We start from the raw sequence: 19796 nt of genomic DNA on the forward strand, positions 1-19796 counted from the left end.
CGAGGTTCGTCGGATGATCGTCTGAGGTTCGTTTGAGGCTTGTTGGCGAGTAACGACTAAATATTGTCCGATAGGGATATAAAAAGGGTTTCATACCGCGGTATGAAACCCTTTTGTTCCTAAACGAAACACTATGATTAGTTATTGCCATTATCGCCGCCTCTTCCACCACGTCCGCCTGGTCCGCCCTGGCGCATGCGGTTACGTTGCATGGCTTCCAGTTTGGTAATCTGGTCGTCGGTTAAAATGGTTTTCAGTTTGTCTTTTGTTTTGGCGCTGAGATCGGCCATTTTGCTTTTTTTGTCGTCGGCGCTGATAGACTGGTCTTGCCAGATCGTGCGCTGCTGCTGCATAGATTCAAACTGGATATTGACAACCTGTTCGGCTTTTGCGTCATCAATCTGCAATGAATCTTTCAGTCTTTGTTTCTGCATTTCTTTCATTTGCTGCATTCTGGCTGCGCGGTCTCCGCCGCCGTCCTGTGCGTATGAATGAAGGGCTGTGAGTGATAATACCATCACAAGGCATGCGATAATCTTTTTCATATTTTAAGATTTATAGTAGTGAAATTACCAATAACGTGCCTTAGCTATTAGCGGGTGTGGTGTCATTCGGTGAAGTACCCTGGTTTTTGGGCGAATGCTGGCGACGATTTTTTTGCATTTCTTTCAGCTTTGTTTGCTGGTCGGGCGTTAACACAGCTGCTATTGCCTTGCGGTTGCTGTTGTGCAATGCTTTCAGCTGCTGTTTTTTGTCTGCGTCTGACAGGGCAGTATTGTTCATTATTTCCTGTCGTTTAGCCTTGCCGTCCTGGCTGATTGCCTTTATTTTATCGTTTTGATCCTTTGTCAGGTTCAGTTCCCTGAACGGGTTCTTGTGGTGCGCTTTACCCATGTGGTTGTGCTGGTGCTGCGATTTTACAGCAGTACTGTCTTGTGTCTGTGCCTGTGCAGCGCCTGCTGCAAACAATACGATCGCGAAGAGGAAGAGTATCTTTTTCATTGCATTCATTTTTTTTGTTGCTAATGAAAGATAGACCCGGGCCTTTCCGCAAGGTTTAACTGGTTAACGGCGGATTAACATCTGCAGCAGGAAAAGAAGGCCATGGATCGATGAATGCCGTTTTTTCTGCGACAACCGCCCGGCGGTTTTAACAATAAAAAAGGGCTGTCTCCAGGAAGGAGACAGCCCCGTATCTATGCCAATAGATAAAGAACAAATGAAACAACAGGTAATTAGCGCAACAGCAGCATTTCCCTGTATTTAGGCAGCGTCCAGTCGGCATCGTTCACCAGCAGTTCGAGTTTGTCTACATGGTAGCGGATTTCATCGAAGAACGGCGCTTTTACCTGGCTTTCGTAAGCAATTGCCTTGGTGCGGCTTTCTGTCATGTTGTTTACAATTTTCCTTGCTTCCACCATGGCGTCGGTTTTAGTGTACACCACCTGGATGTGCTCAGACAATTGTTTCAGGATATCCAGCTGGCTGGCATAAGCGCTTTCGGGTAAACCGGCTGCTTTCAGTCCTTTGATGTTTTCTGCCAGTGTGTTCTGGTATTTAACAGCTGCAGGAATGATGTGGTTGATGGCCAGGTCGCCCATGATGCGTGCTTCGATCTGAACTTTCTTGATGTATTTTTCCAGTTCAATTTCGTGGCGTGCTTCCAGCTCGCTATGTGAGTATACGTTGTTTGATTCGAACAGGTGTTTGGCCTTGTCGGTAATCATGGCATCGAGCGCCAGCGGTGAAGTTTTTACGTTGGCCAGGCCACGTTTTTCTGCTTCTTTTTCCCACTCTTCGCTGTAACCGTCACCTTCAAACACTACTTTTTTGCTTTCAACAATGTATTTCTGGATGGTGTGCATGATAGCGATTTCTTTTTTGTCGCCTTTCTCGATCAATGCATCCACGTCTTTTTTGAAGGTTTTCAGTGTGTCGGCCATAATGGTGTTAACCACGGTCATAGCACTGGCACAGTTGGCTGCGCTACCTACTGCACGGAACTCAAATTTGTTACCGGTGAAGGCAAAAGGAGAAGTCCTGTTACGGTCGGTATTGTCTAACAGCAGTTCAGGAATGCTGCGGTGCAGGTCCAGTTTCAGGATGGCTTCGTCCTGCTCGTCGAATTTGTCACCTACGCGCGTTTCTATGTCGTTCAGCACTTTTGCGAGGTACTGACCCACAAACACGGAGATAATGGCAGGAGGAGCTTCATTTGCGCCCAGGCGGTGGTCGTTACCGGCAGAGGCGATGGCAGAACGCAGCAGATCGGCATAATCGTGTACCGCTTTGATGGTATTTACAAAGAATGTAAGGAACATCAGGTTGGTTTTCGGCGTTTTGCCGGGAGCCAGCAGGTTTACACCGGTATCGGTGGCCATGCTCCAGTTATTGTGTTTACCGCTACCGTTGATACCTGCGAAAGGTTTCTCGTGCAGTAATACTTTCAGTTTGTGACGTTTGGCAACACGGCTCATGATGTCCATCAGCAGGGTGTTGTGGTCTACCGCCAGGTTTACTTCTTCGAAGATAGGCGCACACTCAAACTGTGCAGGCGCAACTTCGTTGTGGCGTGTACGCAGGGGAATACCCAGTTTGTAGGCTTCGTTTTCGTAATCGCGCATGAAAGCGTATACTCTTTCGGGGATAGAACCGAAGTAGTGGTCTTCCAGCTGCTGGCCTTTTGCAGGTGAAGCGCCGAATACGGTGCGGCCGCACTGTACCAGGTCAGGACGTGCATTGGCAAGGGCTTCGTCAATTACAAAATACTCCTGTTCCCAGCCGAGGGTAGCAGTTACTTTGGTAACATTTTTATCAAAGTAGTTACATACTTCTACGGCACTCTTGTTCAGGCTTTCGAGCGCTTTCAGCAGGGGAGCCTTGTAATCGAGTGATTCGCCTGTATAAGAAACGAAAATGGTAGGAATACAAAGGGTTTTACCAAAACCAATTTCGATGATGAATGCGGGTGAAGAAGGATCCCATGCAGTATAACCGCGTGCTTCAAAAGTTGCGCGCAAACCACCGCTTGGGAAAGAAGAGGCATCGGGCTCCTGCTGGATCAGCGCAGCGCCGTCGAATTCTTCGATAGCCGTGCCATCACTTTTAATGGTAAAGAAAGAATCGTGTTTTTCAGCAGTGGTACCGGTTAAAGGCTGAAACCAGTGCGTAAAGTGGGTAACACCTTTGCTTTCGGCCCATGCACGGATACCGTTGGCAATTTGGTTGGCTACTACACGATCAATTTTTTTGCTGCCTTTGATACTGGCAATCAGGCTCTTATAAGCCTCATCGCTCAGGAACTGGCGGGCTTTTGTTAGGGTGAACACATTCTCGCCAAAAATGGCCGTGATTTTGGATGGGCCTTCTACTTTCACCTCCTCCAAATCTGTTAAGTTGTTGATTGCCTGAAATCGTAAAGACATATGGTATTTGATTTTTGCGTGGACAAAGCAAAGCTAATTTGCAAAGAATAACAACTCGAAAATACAAAAATGTGGAAAAAAGTCCCAAAAAACCTGATTTTCGTAATGTTTTGCCTTTTTTGTTCGTAGTCTGTGTATAAAATGAACGCTTTTTTCAAATATTTAAAAAAATGTAATGGGTTGGGCCCTTCATCCAGGTTACAAAGGGGATTTTTGCGCCTGCGGGCATGCTTGGGAGGCTCGGGGTTTTGGCTTAGGTTTGCCACCGGCGAAGCCGCGTTTTACGCGTTCAATAGTTTAAATGTTCAAGAGTTCAAATGTTTCATTGTTCAAGGGTTTAAAAGTTTAAGGTTTAAAGTTTAAGATTATTGAACAATTGAACAATTGAACAATGGAACAATGGAACAATTGGAACAAGCAATCCATAATACAGAACAAAGATGACAGATAAGATTACAGATACACAGGCATTGATCGTGGTTACAGGTGCGGCAGGGTTTATTGGCAGCTGCATGGTGCAATATCTTAATGATAATGGCTTTACCAACCTGGTGCTGGTAGATGATTTTGGAGTGGAAGCGAAAAGGGGTAACTGGGAAAACAAGCAGTTCAGTGAAATTGTAGAGCGGTATAACTTTTTTAACTGGCTGCAGCAATCGGTGAAACCGGCTTGCATCATTCATCTTGGCGCGCGTACCGATACTACTGAATTCAATTACGCCATTCACCAGGAGCTGAACCTGGAATATTCACAGAAGGTATGGGAATATTGCACCGCTAACCAGGTGCCGTTGATTTATGCTTCTTCTGCAGCTACTTATGGCGATGGCGAACACGGGTATGCAGATGATCATGGCATTGTAAATGAACTGCAGCCGCTGAATCCCTATGGCAAAAGCAAGAATGAGTTTGACAAGTGGGTACTGCAGCAGGCCACACATCCGCCGTTTTGGGCCGGACTTAAGTTCTTCAATGTATACGGTCCGAATGAAGCGCATAAAAAACGCATGGCCAGCGTTATATTCCATGCATTTAACCAGATACGGGAAAATGGCCATATGAAACTGTTCCGGAGCCACAAAGCGGGGTATAAAGACGGTGAACAGCTGCGTGATTTTGTGTATGTGAAAGATGTGGTGAAAGTGATCTACTGGTTAATGAAGCAGCAGCCTGTATCTGCCATTTACAACCTTGGCACAGGCAAAGCCAGGAGCTTTATTGATTTGGTGAATGCTACGTTTGCCGGGCTGGATAAAGAGGCCAACATTGAATTCATTGATATGCCTGCGGATATACGCGACAAATACCAGTACTTTACAGAAGCCGATATGAACAAGCTTCACCAGGCTGGTTACAGCGAACCGTTTTATTCGCTGGAAGAAGGTGTGCAGGACTATGTGCGCCATTACCTGGCATTGGGGAAAAAATACTAAATTTAGCCAAAACCTGTACTTATGACCATCCAGGTAAAGAAAAAAGTAACGAAAAAGAAGGCGACAGAAATCATTGCTTCCCTACCGGATAAGCTGAAACCGGTCGACTTATCAAAATATGCGGGTAAGATAAAATGGACGGGTGGAGATCCGCTGACACTGCAAAAACAGTGGCGTGATGAATAAAGATTTAATCCTGATTGACACGAATATTGTTTTATATGCATTGAACCAGAATCCCACCATTTATCCATTTGTCAATCAGAAAAAGCTGGCTATTTCCTTCGTGTCAGAAATTGAACTGTTGGGCTGGAAGGGAATGACCGCTGCGAGCAGGAAAGTACTGCAGCAGTTTTTTAAAGAATGCCTTTACATTGATTATAACTATCAGATCCGTCAACAAACCATCTGGCTCAAATCTCAATATAATCTTAAGCTGGCAGATGCATTGATCGCTGCTTGTTCTTTAGAGTTTGATATTCCGCTGGTATCGGCAGATAAGGACTTTTCAAAAGTCAAAGAGATCAATTTCATAAATCTTATTCCCAGCTTATGAGCAAAAAAATAGCCATTATTGGTGGCGGCAACCTGGGCACCGCTATAGCAGAGGGTTTAATCAGCAGCCGTTTTATTTCGCCCAAACACATTATTGTTACCAAGCGCAATATTGCCACACTCCGTTCACTCGAAGAAAAGGGCGTGCTGGTAACCAGCGACAATGAAGAAGCTGTTAAGTATGCGGATTGGGTGATACTGGCCGTAAAACCCTTCCAGGTAAAAGATATTTTATCGAAACTGCAGCCGCACCTGAACCCGGAAAAACATGCGCTGGTAAGCGTGATTACCGGTGTGTGGATTAAAGACATACAGGAAGTGCTGGGCAACAATTTTACCCTGTTCCGTGCCATGCCCAATACGGCCATTGCCATTCAGCAAAGCATTACCTGCATTTGCAAACACAATGCATCGGTTGAGCAGGAGGAGTTTGTAACCAACCTGTTTGACCAGCTGGGCAAAACCGTAATGATTGAAGAAAAGCTGATGGATGCAGCGACCGTGCTGGGCGCCTGTGGTACGGCATATGCCATGCGTTATATACGTGCCAACATACAGGGTGGTATTGAAATAGGTTTTGATGCGCAAACGGCTTCACTGATTGCCGCACAAACCGTGAAAGGCGCAGCTGAGTTGCTGCTGACCCGCCACACGCATCCTGAGCAGGAAATAGATAAAGTTACCACACCCAAGGGATGTACCATTGCCGGCTTAAACGAAATGGAACACCAGGGCTTTAGTTCATCATTGATCAAAGGCGTGGTAACCAGTTATAAAAAAATAGTGAACGATATGTAACCGTTGCTTAACGGTTACTTCTTTTTCCCAAAGTTTGTTTTAAAGAACGCTTTGAAGAGCTTTTCCTCTTTCCCAAAGTTTGTTTTAAAGAACGCTTTGAAGAGCTTTTCCTCTTCTTCCTGGAAAATGGGCGGCTGAAACTGGCTGGCGCTGCCAAAACGCAAAGTGAACGGCGGCACCCGGAAATAAACGGAATCGCCCGCAAGGTTTTCAAAATAATAGGCCTGTGAAAAGCCTTTGCCTGCTTTTTTAAGATTGGCCGGGTTAAAATACAGGGGAGAAGACGCTTCTCTCAGCGCAGCATCTATACCCACAACAGCTATTTGCAACGTACCGGGCTGATAACCTACAGCATAATTGTAATATGTAAACGTTCGTTTGGTTATGCTGGCGGTTTCCGTTTGGTAGTTGCCATATACAATCCGGTAATCATTTGCCTGTGGTACTACTAGGCTGAACAGCAGGCCCAGCTTTTGCCTGGCCTCGCTGCTGCGCGATTCGCTGGGTATAACCAGCTTTTTGATGAAGTTCATAAGGTGAAGTGTTTTGGTTACTGCCGGAAAAGGCAAACCGGGAAATTACAAAACAGCCGGCTGCGCGCAAGCCTTTGCAGGAAAATGAATAGCATGAATACTGCCCCTTGTTGAACAGTTAAAATCAATTTCCCCGGCGCTGCCATTTTTTTTGAAGCAAAAATTGGCGTAGCTTTGCATGACCACTCAAACTAATTACTGTACTATAATTATCTTTTGCGCAATGGCTGGCAGCAGGCATAGCCAAATCTTTTTTTGTACGGTATTGTACTGGTCGCAAAGGGTGCGACGCAACGGAAACCTGATACAGGCATTGCCCATGCTATCTTCCGTCTTCGGCTCCAACAAAAACAGGTAAAAGATCATCTTAATAAATACGTTTTTTAACCATCTTGTTATGGCAAAGTACATTTTTGTTACCGGAGGGGTAACCAGTAGTTTGGGTAAAGGAATTATCGCGGCCTCGCTGGCAAAATTGCTGCAGGCGCGCGGTTTAAGTGTTACGATTCAGAAGTTAGACCCCTATATCAACGTTGATCCGGGAACTTTAAACCCATACGAGCATGGCGAGTGTTATGTAACCGAAGATGGTGCAGAAACCGATCTTGACCTTGGCCACTACGAACGTTTCCTGAACATTTATACTTCCCAATCGAACAACGTAACTACCGGCCGTATTTACCAAACGGTGATTAACAAAGAACGCCAGGGCGCTTTCCTGGGTAAAACCGTTCAGGTGGTGCCGCACATTACCGATGAAATAAAACGCCGCATGCTGTTCCTGGGTAAGGAAGGCAAATACGATATCGTGATCACAGAAATAGGTGGTACTGTAGGCGATATTGAAAGCCTGCCGTTTATTGAAGCGGTTCGCCAGCTGCAATGGGAGCTGCCGGAAGAAGATGTGGTAGTAGTGCACCTTACACTGATCCCTTACCTGAAGGCTGCCAAAGAATTAAAAACCAAACCCACACAGCACAGCGTAAAAATGCTCAGCGAAACAGGTGTACATCCCGATGTGATTGTATGCCGTACCGAAGAGCCGCTGGGTAATGATATCAAACGCAAGATTGCGCTGTTTTGTAATGTAAAAACAGAAGCGGTGATCGAGGCCATGGATGCGCCAACCATTTATGAAGTGCCGCTCGAAATGCTGCGCGAGAAACTCGATCTCATTTGTATGAAAAAATTGCGCATCACCAATTTCAAAGAGCCTGAACTGGATAAATGGAAGGGCTTTCTCGATAAACTGAAATACCCTAAAAGCAAGGTTACCATTGGTTTGATTGGCAAGTACATTGAGCTGCAGGATGCCTACAAATCTATCCTGGAAAGCTTTGTACATGCCGGTGCCATGAACGAGGTGAAAGTACAGGTGGTTAACGTACACAGTGAATATATTACCGAAGAAAACGTGGCAGAAAAACTGGAAGGTCTCGACGGCCTGCTGGTAGCACCCGGCTTTGGTGTGCGTGGTATTGAAGGCAAAATTGTTGCCGTTCAGTATGCGCGTGAAAAGCAGCTGCCTTTCTTCGGTATTTGCCTGGGTATGCAGATGGCGGTAATTGAATACGGCCGTAATGTACTGGGTATTAAAGACGCGCACAGCACCGAAATGGACGCCAATACTGCCAACCCCGTTATTAATATGATGGAAGAGCAGAAACAGATTACCATGATGGGCGGTACCATGCGTTTGGGCGCTTACCCCTGTGAAATTACAGCAGGTACGCTGGCACACAAGATTTACAATAACCTGCACATCAGCGAACGTCACCGTCACCGTTACGAGTTTAACAACAAATACCAGGAACAGTACGAAAAAGCAGGCATGGTATTCAGCGGCCGCAACCCTGAAACCAACCTGGTGGAGATTATGGAAATACCTTCACATCCGTTCTTTATTGGTGTGCAGTATCACCCCGAGCTGAAGAGCACGGTAGAAAAACCTGCCCCGCTGTTCGTATCATTTGTCGCTGCTGCCAAACAATACAATGAGCAGAAAAGCTCGCTGAAGAACCCGGTTTTGCAGGGTGAAATCATTTAATTATTTTCTTCCTGATACAATGAAAAGGGACTGCAATAGGACAAGTTGCAGTCCCTTTTTCTATTTTTACTTCCTCAAACGCGATACGCTATAACATGATGAAACAACGATTACGCTTATGCATTGCCTGCATGGCGGCGCTGCTGTGGCAGCAGGCCATTGCACAAAACATTCAGTGGACAACAAGCGGCGACGCTTACTACAAAGCCGAGAATGGAGAAATTGCCAGGTACACCCTGCCCGGGTTTACACACGAAACCGTGGTTGAAAAAGCAAAACTGATACCTGCCGGAAGCAGCGCCCCGTTAAAAGTGCGCAGCTTCAGCTTTTCGGCAGACGGCAAAAAAATGCTCATCTATACCAATAGCCAGCGCGTATGGCGCAGGGATACCCGCGGCGATTACTGGGTACTGGATGTTGCCAGTGGCAAGCTGAGCCAGCTGGGTAAAAAACAACCCGCTGCCTCACTCATGTTTGCGAAATTTTCACCCAATGGCGAACAGGTGGCCTATGTAAGCCGGCACAATCTGTATACAGAAAACGTGGCTACAGGTGCGGTGAAAGCGCTTACCACAGATGGTACTGACCGTTTGATTAACGGCACATTCGACTGGGCTTATGAAGAAGAATTTGACTGCCGTGATGGTTTCAGGTGGAGTGCAGACAGCAAACATATTGCCTACTGGCAGATTGATGCGCGCGCTATCCGCAACTTTCTCATGATCAACAATACTGATTCTATTTATTCTTTTACTGTTCCTGTTGAGTATCCCAAAGTAGGGGAAGACCCTTCTGCGTGCAAAGTAGGTGTGGTAGATGTAAGCTCTGGCAAAACCAGCTGGATGCAGGTGCCCGGTGATACGCGCCAGCACTATATTCCACGTATGGAATGGGCGGCGAATAATACCGAAATCATCCTGCAGCAGTTAAACAGGAAACAGAACGAAAGCCATGTTTTCATTTGCAATATTGCTACCGGTGCAGCCAAACAGGTGATCACCGAAACCAGCAAGGCATGGATTGATGTAAAGGCCCTGCCTGCAGATGAAGCTGCCGGCTGGGAATGGCTGCATGATGGGAAAGACTTTTTGTGGGTGTCTGAGAAGGATGGCTACCGTCATATTTATCTTGTAAGCCGCGATGGCAAATCAGAGAAGCTGGCAACCAAGGGCAACTATGATGTTATCAGCATCAACGCCATTGATGATAAAACGGGTAATGTATATTTTATGGCATCGCCCTATAATGCCACGCAGCAATACCTGTATCGCATTAATGCCAATGGCAGCGGTGATTCTGTAAGGTTATCACCTGCCACGCAGCCAGGCACACACGGTTACGATGTATCGCCCAATGGCATGTATGCTTCTCATAGCTACTCCAACATTAATACGCCGGGCACGCGCGACTGGGTTCGTTTGCCTGCGCACGAAGTCATTAAAAGCAATGGCGTACGCGCAGTGTCGCGTGTAGTAGTTAGTCCGGCCACGTTTTTCCAGGTAACTACTGAAGATGGCATTACACTCGATGGCTGGATGGTAAAGCCACTGCATTTTGATTCAACCAAGAAATACCCGGTACTGTTTACCGTATATACCGAGCCTGCTTCGCAAACCGTACGTGATGCATACGGCGCGGCTTACAACGGGTTATACACTGGCAGCCTGGCCAACGATGGTTATATACAGATTAGCCTGGATGGCCGTGGTACACCGGCTCCCAAGGGCACGGCCTGGCGCCAGGCTATTTACCGCAACATCGGTCGCATTAACATACGCGACCAGGCGATGGCGGCAAAGAAAATACTGGAATGGCCGTTTGTAGACAGCAGTCGCATCGCCGTATGGGGCTGGAGCGGCGGCGGATCTACCACGCTGAACCTGCTGTTTCAATACCCCGATATTTATAAAACCGGTATTGCCATTGCAGCAGTAGCCAACCAGCTTACCTACGATAATATTTACCAGGAACGCTACATGGGTATTCCGCAGGAAAACAGGGAAGACTTTGTAAAAGGATCGCCCATTACGTATGCGAAAAACCTGCGTGGTAAATTGCTGCTGATACACGGCACCGGTGATGACAATGTGCATTACCAGAATGCGGAAATGGTGATTAACGAGCTGATCAAAAACAACAAGGTGTTTCAGCTGATGGTATATCCTAACCGTACGCATGGTATTTATGAGGGGGAAGGAACATCTGAACACCTGGCAAGTACGTTTACAGAGTTTCTGCAGCGGAACTGCCCGGGGGGAGGGAGATAGTGAGTGGTGAGTGAGGGAACTACTGCCTGCTCACCGCTCCACAATAAACCGCGACCTGGGAACTACATGCCGCTCATCTGGCTGAAAACCAGCTTATAAAACTTGCTGGAGCAATCTGTCTGCCAATGATTACCTTTGCCGCTCAATTTTTTGTTTCAATTTATGAAGACGGATAAGAATACGATTATCGGTTTTGTTTTGCTGGGTGTGCTTTTTTTCGCATTTTTCTGGTATACCAACAAACAGCAGCAGGCCGTTCTCACTGAAAAAAAGAGAATAGCTGATTCAACCGCCGCAGTTATTGCAGCCCACAACCGCATTGCTGACACCGCTGCAGCAAGGGTTGATTCACTTCGCACAGATTCATTGCTCCGCGCTGCCAAAGCAGGCAATTTTACCTCTGCAGCCAATGGTACCGAACAATTGGTGGTTGTAGAAAACAGCCTCATGAAGGCCACTTTCACCAACAAGGGCGGACAGCTGAAAAGCGTAGAACTGAAAAAATACCGCAGCACCGACAGTACCCAGGTCATCATGGGCGGTACTGCTAAAGATAACCTGTCGTACAATGTTAACACTTCCAATGGCCACGCAGCGCAAACGTCAGAGCTGTTCTTCAACGCAGGCCAGGTAGTTAAAAATGCAGACGGCAGCCAGGCTATTACTTTCACGCTCTCTGATAACGGTGGCGAAAGCATTACACACCAGTATATTGTTAAGCCAGACAATTACCTGATTGACTGGAATGTATCGCTCACCGGCGCTGACAAACTGCTTAACGGCAATTCCATGAACATTGCGTGGGATTACATGATGCAGCAACAACAGGCTTCCGTAACCTACGAACGCCAGCAAAGCCGCGTGTGCTTTGTGGAAGACGGTGGTTATGATTACAAAATTGCCGGCAATGCCAAAAGAAAGGAATTTGAAAAACCTACTGATTGGGTAAGCATCAAACAGCAGTTTTTTAATGTGACCCTGGTTGCTGCCAAAAACAAGATACAGAGCGGTGCTACTGAGTTTACACAGCAGTCAGATTCTTCACATGAGCTGTTTGCCACCACCAGCAACTTTAAAGTGCAGGTGCCTGCAGGTGCTTCTGTAACCGTTCCCTTCCAGCTGTATTTTGGTCCGAATGACTATTATATCCTGAAGAAATACGATAACAAAATGGAGAATATCGTTGACCTGGGTTCAGGCATATTCTCTTTTGTGAAATACATTAACCGCTGGATCATTATGCCGGTGTTTAATTTCTTCGCCGGTTTCATTGGTAACTATGGCTGGGTAATTGCGTTGCTTACGCTGTTTATCCGTATCGTTATTTCCCCGCTTACTTACTCCAGCTATGTAAGCGGTGCCAAAATGAAATTGCTGCGTCCTGAACTGGATGTGCTGAAGAAGAAATTCGGCAGCGACCAGCAGGGCTTTGCGATGGAGCAGATGAAATTATTCCGCGAAGCAGGGGTAAACCCGCTCGGCGGCTGTATCCCGGCATTGCTGCAGATCCCGATATTCTTCGCCTTGTCAAGCTTCTTCAGCGCCAATATTTTGCTGCGCGGTCAAAGCTTCCTTTGGGCGAAAGACCTTTCGGCTTCTGATATGGTGGTAAATTTCCACCGTTCACTGCCGCTGATCGGCGACCATATTAGCCTGTTCACCATTACGGCGATCATCACCAGCTTCCTGATCTCTATCTACAACATGAGCATGACGCCTACGCAGGACAATCCTGCCATGAAGTACATGCCGTATATTTTCCCTTTCATCCTGTTCTTTGTATTCAATAACCTGTCATCGGCCCTTACCTGGTACTATACAGTATCAAACCTGGTAACCCTGGCCCTGCAGTTTGTGATACAGCACTACATTATTGATCATGATAAAATCATGGCCAAAATTGAGGAGAAACGCAAAGCCCCTAAAACGCAGAGCAAATTCCAGGAGCGTTATTCACAGATGATGGAAGCACAGAAAAAAGTGCAGGATCTGAAAAACAAGACTAACAAGAAATAACCAATCCGGTTATCTATAGAAATGCCCTCGCAAACTGACAGTTTTGCGGGGGCATTTTGCCTGGCGGGTATTACGGTTTTGTGCTGATGCAAGGATGTTTTTAGCCGGTTAGCCGGAAAAGCAGGAAAGGGAAAATAGGGAGAAGCTCATAGAGACGGTCAGGTAGTACTGCCGCAAACCCGGGCTACAATGGGGCGTAACCTGCGCTTTCTGACGGTCAAAACAGATACAAGCCTTGCAGGGCGGTCATCCTGTCAGTCGGCAGCCGGTTGGTATTGACTTTGATGTGAGAAAACAAAAAAATCGCACTTATGCAAAAAGGCCAGATACGGGTTCAGACAGAGAACATATTTCCGATCATTAAAAAGTTCCTCTACAGTGATCATGAAATCTTTGTAAGGGAGCTGGTGAGCAATGCGGTAGATGCCACCCAGAAGCTGAAAACGCTTTCTTCCATTGGAGAAGCGAAAGGCGAGCTGGGCGAACTGCGTATTGATGTAATTGTAGATGCCAAAACCAAAACCCTGAGCATTGTTGACAGGGGTGTTGGTATGACTGCCGAAGAAGTAGATAAATACATTAACCAGGTGGCTTTCAGCGGTGCTGAAGAGTTCCTGGATAAATATAAAGACGCGAACATTATCGGTCACTTTGGCCTGGGCTTTTACAGCTCGTTCATGGTGAGCGATAAGGTAGAAATTTTCACCAAAAGCTTTCGCGAAAACACCAAGGGTGTATTCTGGAGCTGTGACGGCAGCCCTGAATTTGAACTGTACGAAATTGACAAGGAAGACAGGGGCACCCGCATTGTGATGCACATTAACGAAGAAAGCCAGGAGTTTCTGGAACCGGGCCGTATCCGTGGCATCCTCGAAAAGTTCTGCCGCTTTCTGCCGGTGGCCATTTACTTCAAAGATGCAGGTGAAGAAGTAAAAACCGACGAGGTTGTTGAAGAAAAGCCCATCAACAATACCAATCCTATCTGGGTTAAAAAGCCGTCTGAATTAACTGCAGACGACTATCAGCAGTTTTACCGTGAGCTGTATCCCTATGGCGAAACGCCTTTGTTCTGGATACACCTCAACGTGGATTACCCGTTTAACCTCACCGGTATCCTGTACTTCCCCAAGATTAAGCAGAGCTACGAAATACAGAAAGATAAAATTCAGCTGTACTCTAACCAGGTGTTTGTAACCGATGAGGTGAAAGACATTGTACCAGAGTTCCTGATGTTGCTGCATGGCGTCATTGACAGCCCGGATATCCCGCTCAACGTAAGCCGCAGTTACCTGCAGGGCGATCCGAATGTGAAAAAGATCAACGCGCACATCACGAAGAAAGTAGCAGACAAACTGGAAGAGATTTTCAGGAACGACCGTAAATCGTTTGAAGAAAAATGGGAAAGTCTTGGCCTGTTTGTGAAGTACGGTATGATGACTGATGACAAATTCCTGGACAAAGCCAACAAATTCCTGGTAATGGAAGATGCGGCAGGTGGTACCTTCTACACGCTGGAAGAATACAAAGCCGCAACAGAAGCTTTACAGAAAAACAAAGACGGTAAAACCGTTATTCTTTATACAACCGATCCCATTCAGCAGGATGCGTACATCAAAGCTGCGCAGGGCAAAGGTTACAAGGTAATTAAGGCTGAAACGCTGATTGATGCTGCGTTTATCAACAATATGGAAATGAAATGGGAGGGTGTGAGCTTTACCCGTGTAGATGCCGATATTGTTGACAACCTGATTGATAAACAGGAGCACGCAGCAAGTGTACTCTCTGCCGATGAAGAAACACGTTTGAAAGAACTGTTCCAGTTTGATGCGCCTGAGCTGCGTATGACGGTGGAAGTAAAAGGACTGAGTGCAGAAACAGCGCCGGTTGTAGCTACACGCCCTGAGTTTATGCGCCGCATGAAAGATATGGGGGCTGCAGGTGGCGGTATGACTGCCTTCTATGCTACCATGCCCGATGAAGTAACACTTACTGTGAATGGTAACCACAAAATTTACCAGTCATTGCTGCAGGAAGCAGACCAGGCAAAAGCAGGAAAGCAAATCCGCAACCTGGCAGATCTTGCATTGTTATCGCAGGGATTGCTGAAAGGCGCCAGCCTAACCAATTTCATTAACAGAAGTGTTGAGTTGATGTAGTCAGCAACACGTTTGTAAATAACAAACCCGGTGGCATGCCACCGGGTTTTCTTTTTATGGGAAAGCTGTTTACAGCTCGCTTAACCTGAAATCAATTACTTTCAGCTGTAATGTTTTTTCGCCGTTCCATTCATTCATGTCCAGCGTAAACACTATGTCTACCGGGTGTTTCAGCTGCAGTTGCGGAAATTTGGCAGCCATGTTAAAACCAATACCGGTAAAGGTGATATTGTGTTGTTTTACCACAAAGCGGATATGCTGATCCTTTACAATTTTAGAGAAACCTGTATCGGTTACCTTTTTGGCTACAAATACCGGCCGCATATTTTCAGGGCCAAAGGGTTCCATTTGTGTGAGTATGCCAAAGAAGCTGTGCGAGAGTTCGGAAAATGTGACCTCAGCATCGATAATGATTTCGGGCACCAGCAGGTCTTTGGTGATAGTAGCAGCCACCACTTCTTCAAACTTATTGCTGAAAGCGGTAACATTTTCGGGCAGCAGCGTCATGCCGGCTGCGGCAAAGTGACCACCATAACCCAGCAGGTGATCGCGGCATGCGTGAATGGCTTCGTATAAATTAAAACCGCTTACGCTGCGTGCGCTGCCTGCCACAATATCGCCGCTGCGTGTAAGCACAATGGTAGGGCGGTAATACGATTCAATTAAACGGGAGGCTACAATGCCTACTACGCCTTTGTGCCAGTGTTCGCGAAACACTACGGTGGTGGTGCGCGCGCGCATTATTTCATCGCCATGTATCAGTGCCAGTGCTTCTTCGGTAATGCTGGCGTCTGCTTCTTTACGGTCGGTATTATCGTTGTGCAGCAGTTCGGCAAATTCCAAAGCCTTGTCCAGCGAAGGTTCTACGAAGAGCTGTACGGCTTTGCGTGCATTGTCCATACGGCCTGCAGCGTTCACACGCGGGGCTATTACAAATACGAGGCTGTTAATCTGTACTTCCCTGGTTACGTTGCCCAGCTGCATCAGTGCTTTGATGCCTGCGCAGGGATCTTCGTTTACTTTTTTGAGCCCGTAAAAAGCCAGTACGCGGTTTTCACCGGTAATGGGCACAATGTCTGCGGCGATGGCGGTTACCACCAGGTCGAGGTAGCGGAGGTAGCTGCTGTCGGGCAGTTGCAGGGTATAGGCCAGTGCCTGCATGAGTTTAAAACCCACACCACAGCCGCACAATTCCTTGTAAGGGTAAGTGCAGTCGAGCTGTTTGGGATTTAAAATGGCCACTGCGGGCGGCAGTATTTTATCGGGCATGTGGTGATCGCACACGATAAAATCGATGCCGAGTGTTTTGGCATGGGCAATTAAATCGGCGGATTTAATACCGCAGTCGAGCGATATGATCAAGGTAAAGCCATTGTCGCGGGCAAACTCAATGCCTTGCAGTGAAATGCCATACCCTTCTTTATAGCGGTGCGGGATATAGAAATCGGAGAGCGGGTGTAAGGCATGAATAAACTGGTACATGCTGGCTACTGAAGTGGTGCCGTCCACATCGTAATCGCCAAATACCAGTATTTTTTCTTTTGCTGCGAAAGCCTGCTGCACGCGTGTTACGGCTTTCTGCATGTCTTTCATCAGCCAGGGATCGTGGAGGTCGGAGAGTTGTGGCCGGAAAAAAGACTTTGCCTCGCTGAAACTGGTTATTTTTCGCTGAACCAGCAGCTGGCAAATGGTTTTGTTGATTTTAAGCGTCTCCTGTAATGCACTTACTGTAACAGCAGGCGCCTGTAATATGTTCCAGCGTTTTTGCATTGATGTAGTAACCATTTAATGTTTATAGGGTGCGGGTTGCAGTTATTGTAACCAACTGCATTGCGCGCATGGCAGATAACCTTAGTAATGCCTGTCGGTAGTGTAGGTTACCAGTTCTTCCAGCGCCCTGCGTGCTTCGGTATCTTCAAATTCGTGTAATACGGTTAAGGCTTCGGCCTTGTACTGCAGCATTTTTTGTGTGGCATAAGCCATGCCGCCGGCATCCTGTACTGCATCAATCACGAATTTAACCTTGTCTTTCCGGGTGTTTTCGTTTTTGATGATGTAAATCAATTTACGGCGCAATACACTATCGCAGTTATTGAGTGTGTAAATAAGCGGAAGGGTAAGCTTTTTTTCTTTGATATCGTTGCCGGTAGGTTTGCCTATTTTTTCGCTGCCGTAGTCGAACAGGTCGTCCTTAATCTGGAAGGCCATCCCTACTTTTTCACCAAAGAGGCGCATTTTCTCGGTATTGGTGATATCGTTGAAAGTGGTATAAGCCCCGGCTGCACAGGCGGATGCGAGTAATGAGGCAGTTTTTCCCCGTATAATATCGAAGTAGATAGTTTCATCGAGGTTGAGCTTGCGTGATTTCTCCATTTGGAGAAGTTCACCTTCACTCATCATTTTAACAGCCTGTGAAAGAATCTGTAACACTTTAAAATCTTCATTGTCCAACGACAGCAGCAGGCCTTTAGACAGCAGATAATCGCCCACTAAAACAGCCACTTTGTTTTTCCAGAGTGCATTTATGGAGAAAAAGCCCCTTCTTTCCATTGATTCGTCTACCACATCATCGTGTACCAGTGTTGCGGTATGTAACAGTTCTACGAGCGATGCTGCACGGTAAGTTGCATCATTTACCGGGCCCCCGAGGCGGGCGCTCAGAAAAATGAACATGGGTCGCATTTGCTTGCCTTTTCTCCGTACCAGGTACTGCATAATCCTGTCCAGCAAAGGGATACGGCTTTTTACAGCATCCCTGAAATGTATCTCAAACTGAGCCAGTTCTGATGATATAACCTTGCGTGCTAATTCCATTGTTGAAACTTGGCTGCAATATACCTGAAATAAAATTTAAATAGTCCACGCAACATTGGCATGCCCATTGCTGTCTAAGCTCAAATAAAACATGACAAAATAAATTGTAAAAATTTGGTATTTTATTACCAATATTTAACTTTGCCGGGATACATTGTAGTAATCTAGGTAGGGAAACATTAAACAAAAATTTAAATTATACCTATGGCAAGCAAAAAGTACACTTGGATCTTAGGCCTTTTAGGTCTGGTTCAAACAGCCACATTTGCACAAAAGAATGACGCTAACGCGGACTGGTGGAAAGACTCTTCGAAAGTTTCTACCAGCAACATGCCTCAGCACAACGAGTTCATCAACAATCAGTATCCTTATCCCCCCAAACCACGCAACATGTGGGAACTTGGCGGTGCGGTAGGGCCGTCTTTCATTTTTGGAGACGTGAAATCTAAAGTAGGCATCGGCGGTGGTCTTTCTCTGAGAAAGGCGCTCGGCCACGTAGTTTCTCTGCGTTTTGGCTACTTTGGTCAGCTGGACAAGGGTGAACCCAGTGCTTATGGCACTTCAATCGGTCAGGTACCATACAAAACCCAGACTCACATGGGTTCTTTGGACGTGATCTTCTCTCTGAACGCACTCAGCCACTACAGGGGCAATCCTAAAGTTGACTGGTACGTATTGGCAGGTTATGACCTGGTTGCCAGCAGAACTAAATTCCAGTATCCTGGTGGCGGACAAAGCGATGGTTATGCTTTGTTTTATGGTCAAAACGGTTCAGCTAATACACAGTCTGGCTTAATCACTACTTTTGGTGGTGCTGAAGTTAACGGCCGTCACGCTTGGGCACTGATGCACGGTGCCAGCTTTGGTACAGGTGTAGCCTTCAAAGTGAGCGACAAATTCAATATCGGTATTGAACAAAGGTTTACCGTTCCGCTGACAGGTTATGATTACCTGGATGCTTACAAAGGCGGTAATGCCAATGACGTGTGGAGCTTAACCAGCATCCGCTTCAACTACGCGCTGGGTAACTCTGCAAGAAGAGTGGCTCCGCTGTGGTGGATCAACCCCAACAACTTTATCTACAACGAGCTGAATGCTCCCAAACACATGAAAATCCCGACCCCTGTTCTGCCTGATGCAGACGGTGACGGTGTAACAGACCAGTTCGACCAGGAACCAAACACTCCTGCCGGTGCACCTGTTGATTCTCATGGTGTAGCAAAAGATACTGATGGTGACGGTGTTCCTGACTACAAAGACAAAGAACTGCTGACACCTCAGAAATGTTTCCCTGTTAACGCTGATGGTGTTGGTAACTGCCCAGAACCAGAATGCTGTAAAGAACTGCGCGACAAACTGGCTAACTACAAACCAGCCAACGAGTGCGCAATCACTGACTTACCTAGCATCAAGTTCAAAAGCGGTACAGTTAAACTGACTAAAGATGCAACTGCATTGCTGGCCAGCGTAGCTGAAAAACTGAACGCTAATCCTACTTGTAAAGTGAAACTGGTTGGTTACGGTGCTTCTGACAAACGTGCTCAGCAGTTAAGCTGGGATCGCGTGAACGCTGTAAGAAACTACCTGATCGAAAAACAAGGTATTTCTGAAAGCCGCCTGATCTTCACTTACGGCCAGGAAGGTGACAACAACACAGTTGACCTGCAGGGTACAACTGAAGAAGGTCCTAACACAGTACCTGCTCCTCACCCGAACCTGAAGCGTACTAAATAAGTTTAATACTTTTTGCGC

15 protein-coding genes are annotated in these 19796 nt (G+C 46.6%); 9 read left to right on the plus strand and 6 right to left on the minus strand.

What is annotated here, in order from left to right; all coding sequences use genetic code 11:
• Positions 1 to 137: 137 nt before the first annotated feature.
• The 3 genes from DXN05_RS22160 to DXN05_RS22170 all read right to left on the minus strand — a co-directional run bounded on the left by DXN05_RS22160 (position 138) and on the right by DXN05_RS22170 (position 3425).
• Positions 138 to 545 carry a hypothetical protein gene (locus DXN05_RS22160; RefSeq protein WP_116849483.1) on the minus strand — a complete coding sequence of 136 codons (408 nt, stop codon included), beginning with the start codon at positions 543 to 545 and terminating at the stop codon, positions 138 to 140.
• Between the two features lie 40 nt (positions 546 to 585).
• The gene (locus DXN05_RS22165; RefSeq protein WP_147314037.1) at positions 586 to 1002 is read right to left on the minus strand and encodes a hypothetical protein; all 417 of its coding nucleotides are present in this window, start codon (positions 1000 to 1002) and stop codon (positions 586 to 588) included.
• 233 nt (positions 1003 to 1235) lie between these two features.
• Complete coding sequence (locus tag DXN05_RS22170; RefSeq protein ID WP_116849485.1) at positions 1236 to 3425, minus strand: glutamine synthetase III family protein; 2190 nt, start codon at positions 3423 to 3425, stop codon at positions 1236 to 1238.
• A gap of 440 nt (positions 3426 to 3865) precedes the next feature.
• Here DXN05_RS22170 and rfaD point away from each other — a divergent pair, with 440 nt between their 5' ends.
• The 4 genes from rfaD to proC are packed head-to-tail and all read left to right on the plus strand — an operon-like array spanning position 3866 to position 6211.
• Entirely contained in the window at positions 3866 to 4858 is a 993-nt protein-coding gene (gene rfaD, locus DXN05_RS22175; RefSeq protein WP_116849486.1) for an ADP-glyceromanno-heptose 6-epimerase, read from the plus strand.
• A 21-nt stretch (positions 4859 to 4879) separates the two neighbouring features.
• The gene (locus tag DXN05_RS24790) at positions 4880 to 5044 is read left to right on the plus strand and encodes a hypothetical protein (protein WP_158559404.1); all 165 of its coding nucleotides are present in this window, start codon (positions 4880 to 4882) and stop codon (positions 5042 to 5044) included.
• On the plus strand, positions 5037 to 5414 hold the full coding sequence (locus DXN05_RS22180; protein WP_116849487.1) for a type II toxin-antitoxin system VapC family toxin: 378 nt from the start codon (positions 5037 to 5039) through the stop codon (positions 5412 to 5414). Before DXN05_RS24790 ends, DXN05_RS22180 begins: the two co-directional genes overlap by 8 nt.
• Positions 5411 to 6211, plus strand: a complete 801-nt coding sequence (proC, locus tag DXN05_RS22185; protein WP_116849488.1) for a pyrroline-5-carboxylate reductase — start codon at positions 5411 to 5413, stop codon at positions 6209 to 6211. Before DXN05_RS22180 ends, proC begins: the two co-directional genes overlap by 4 nt.
• A gap of 14 nt (positions 6212 to 6225) precedes the next feature.
• On the opposite strand, the gene DXN05_RS22190 is transcribed toward proC, so the two are convergent.
• Positions 6226 to 6744: a hypothetical protein gene (locus DXN05_RS22190; RefSeq protein ID WP_147314039.1), complete on the minus strand. Its 519-nt coding sequence runs from the start codon at positions 6742 to 6744 to the stop codon at positions 6226 to 6228.
• A 397-nt stretch (positions 6745 to 7141) separates the two neighbouring features.
• On the opposite strand from DXN05_RS22190, the gene DXN05_RS22200 reads away from it, so the two are divergent.
• The 4 genes from DXN05_RS22200 to htpG all read left to right on the plus strand — a co-directional run bounded on the left by DXN05_RS22200 (position 7142) and on the right by htpG (position 15230).
• Positions 7142 to 8791, plus strand: coding sequence for a CTP synthase (locus DXN05_RS22200; protein ID WP_116849491.1), 1650 nt, complete (start codon positions 7142 to 7144; stop codon positions 8789 to 8791).
• 95 nt (positions 8792 to 8886) lie between these two features.
• Positions 8887 to 11058 carry a S9 family peptidase gene (locus DXN05_RS22205; protein ID WP_116849492.1) on the plus strand — a complete coding sequence of 724 codons (2172 nt, stop codon included), beginning with the start codon at positions 8887 to 8889 and terminating at the stop codon, positions 11056 to 11058.
• 162 nt (positions 11059 to 11220) lie between these two features.
• A complete protein-coding gene (gene yidC / locus DXN05_RS22210) occupies positions 11221 to 13074 on the plus strand; it encodes a membrane protein insertase YidC (protein ID WP_116849535.1) in 1854 nt (617 codons plus the stop codon).
• A gap of 311 nt (positions 13075 to 13385) precedes the next feature.
• Complete coding sequence (gene htpG / locus DXN05_RS22215; protein ID WP_116849493.1) at positions 13386 to 15230, plus strand: molecular chaperone HtpG; 1845 nt, start codon at positions 13386 to 13388, stop codon at positions 15228 to 15230.
• Positions 15231 to 15299: 69 nt separating this feature from the next.
• Here the strand turns inward: htpG and recJ are convergent, their stop codons facing one another.
• Both recJ and DXN05_RS22225 read right to left on the minus strand, forming a co-directional pair.
• Positions 15300 to 17015, minus strand: a complete 1716-nt coding sequence (gene recJ, locus DXN05_RS22220) for a single-stranded-DNA-specific exonuclease RecJ (RefSeq protein WP_245975277.1) — start codon at positions 17013 to 17015, stop codon at positions 15300 to 15302.
• Between the two features lie 66 nt (positions 17016 to 17081).
• Positions 17082 to 18044, minus strand: coding sequence for a polyprenyl synthetase family protein (locus tag DXN05_RS22225; protein WP_116849494.1), 963 nt, complete (start codon positions 18042 to 18044; stop codon positions 17082 to 17084).
• Positions 18045 to 18248: 204 nt separating this feature from the next.
• Here DXN05_RS22225 and DXN05_RS22230 point away from each other — a divergent pair, with 204 nt between their 5' ends.
• Positions 18249 to 19778 (plus strand): OmpA family protein, encoded by a 1530-nt coding sequence (locus DXN05_RS22230; RefSeq protein WP_116849495.1) that lies wholly within the window; start codon positions 18249 to 18251, stop codon positions 19776 to 19778.
• The last annotated feature ends 18 nt before the right edge of the window (positions 19779 to 19796 follow it).

Origin of the sequence: Deminuibacter soli, assembly GCF_003412455.1 — a bacterium.
Classification (GTDB): domain Bacteria; phylum Bacteroidota; class Bacteroidia; order Chitinophagales; family Chitinophagaceae; genus Deminuibacter; species Deminuibacter soli.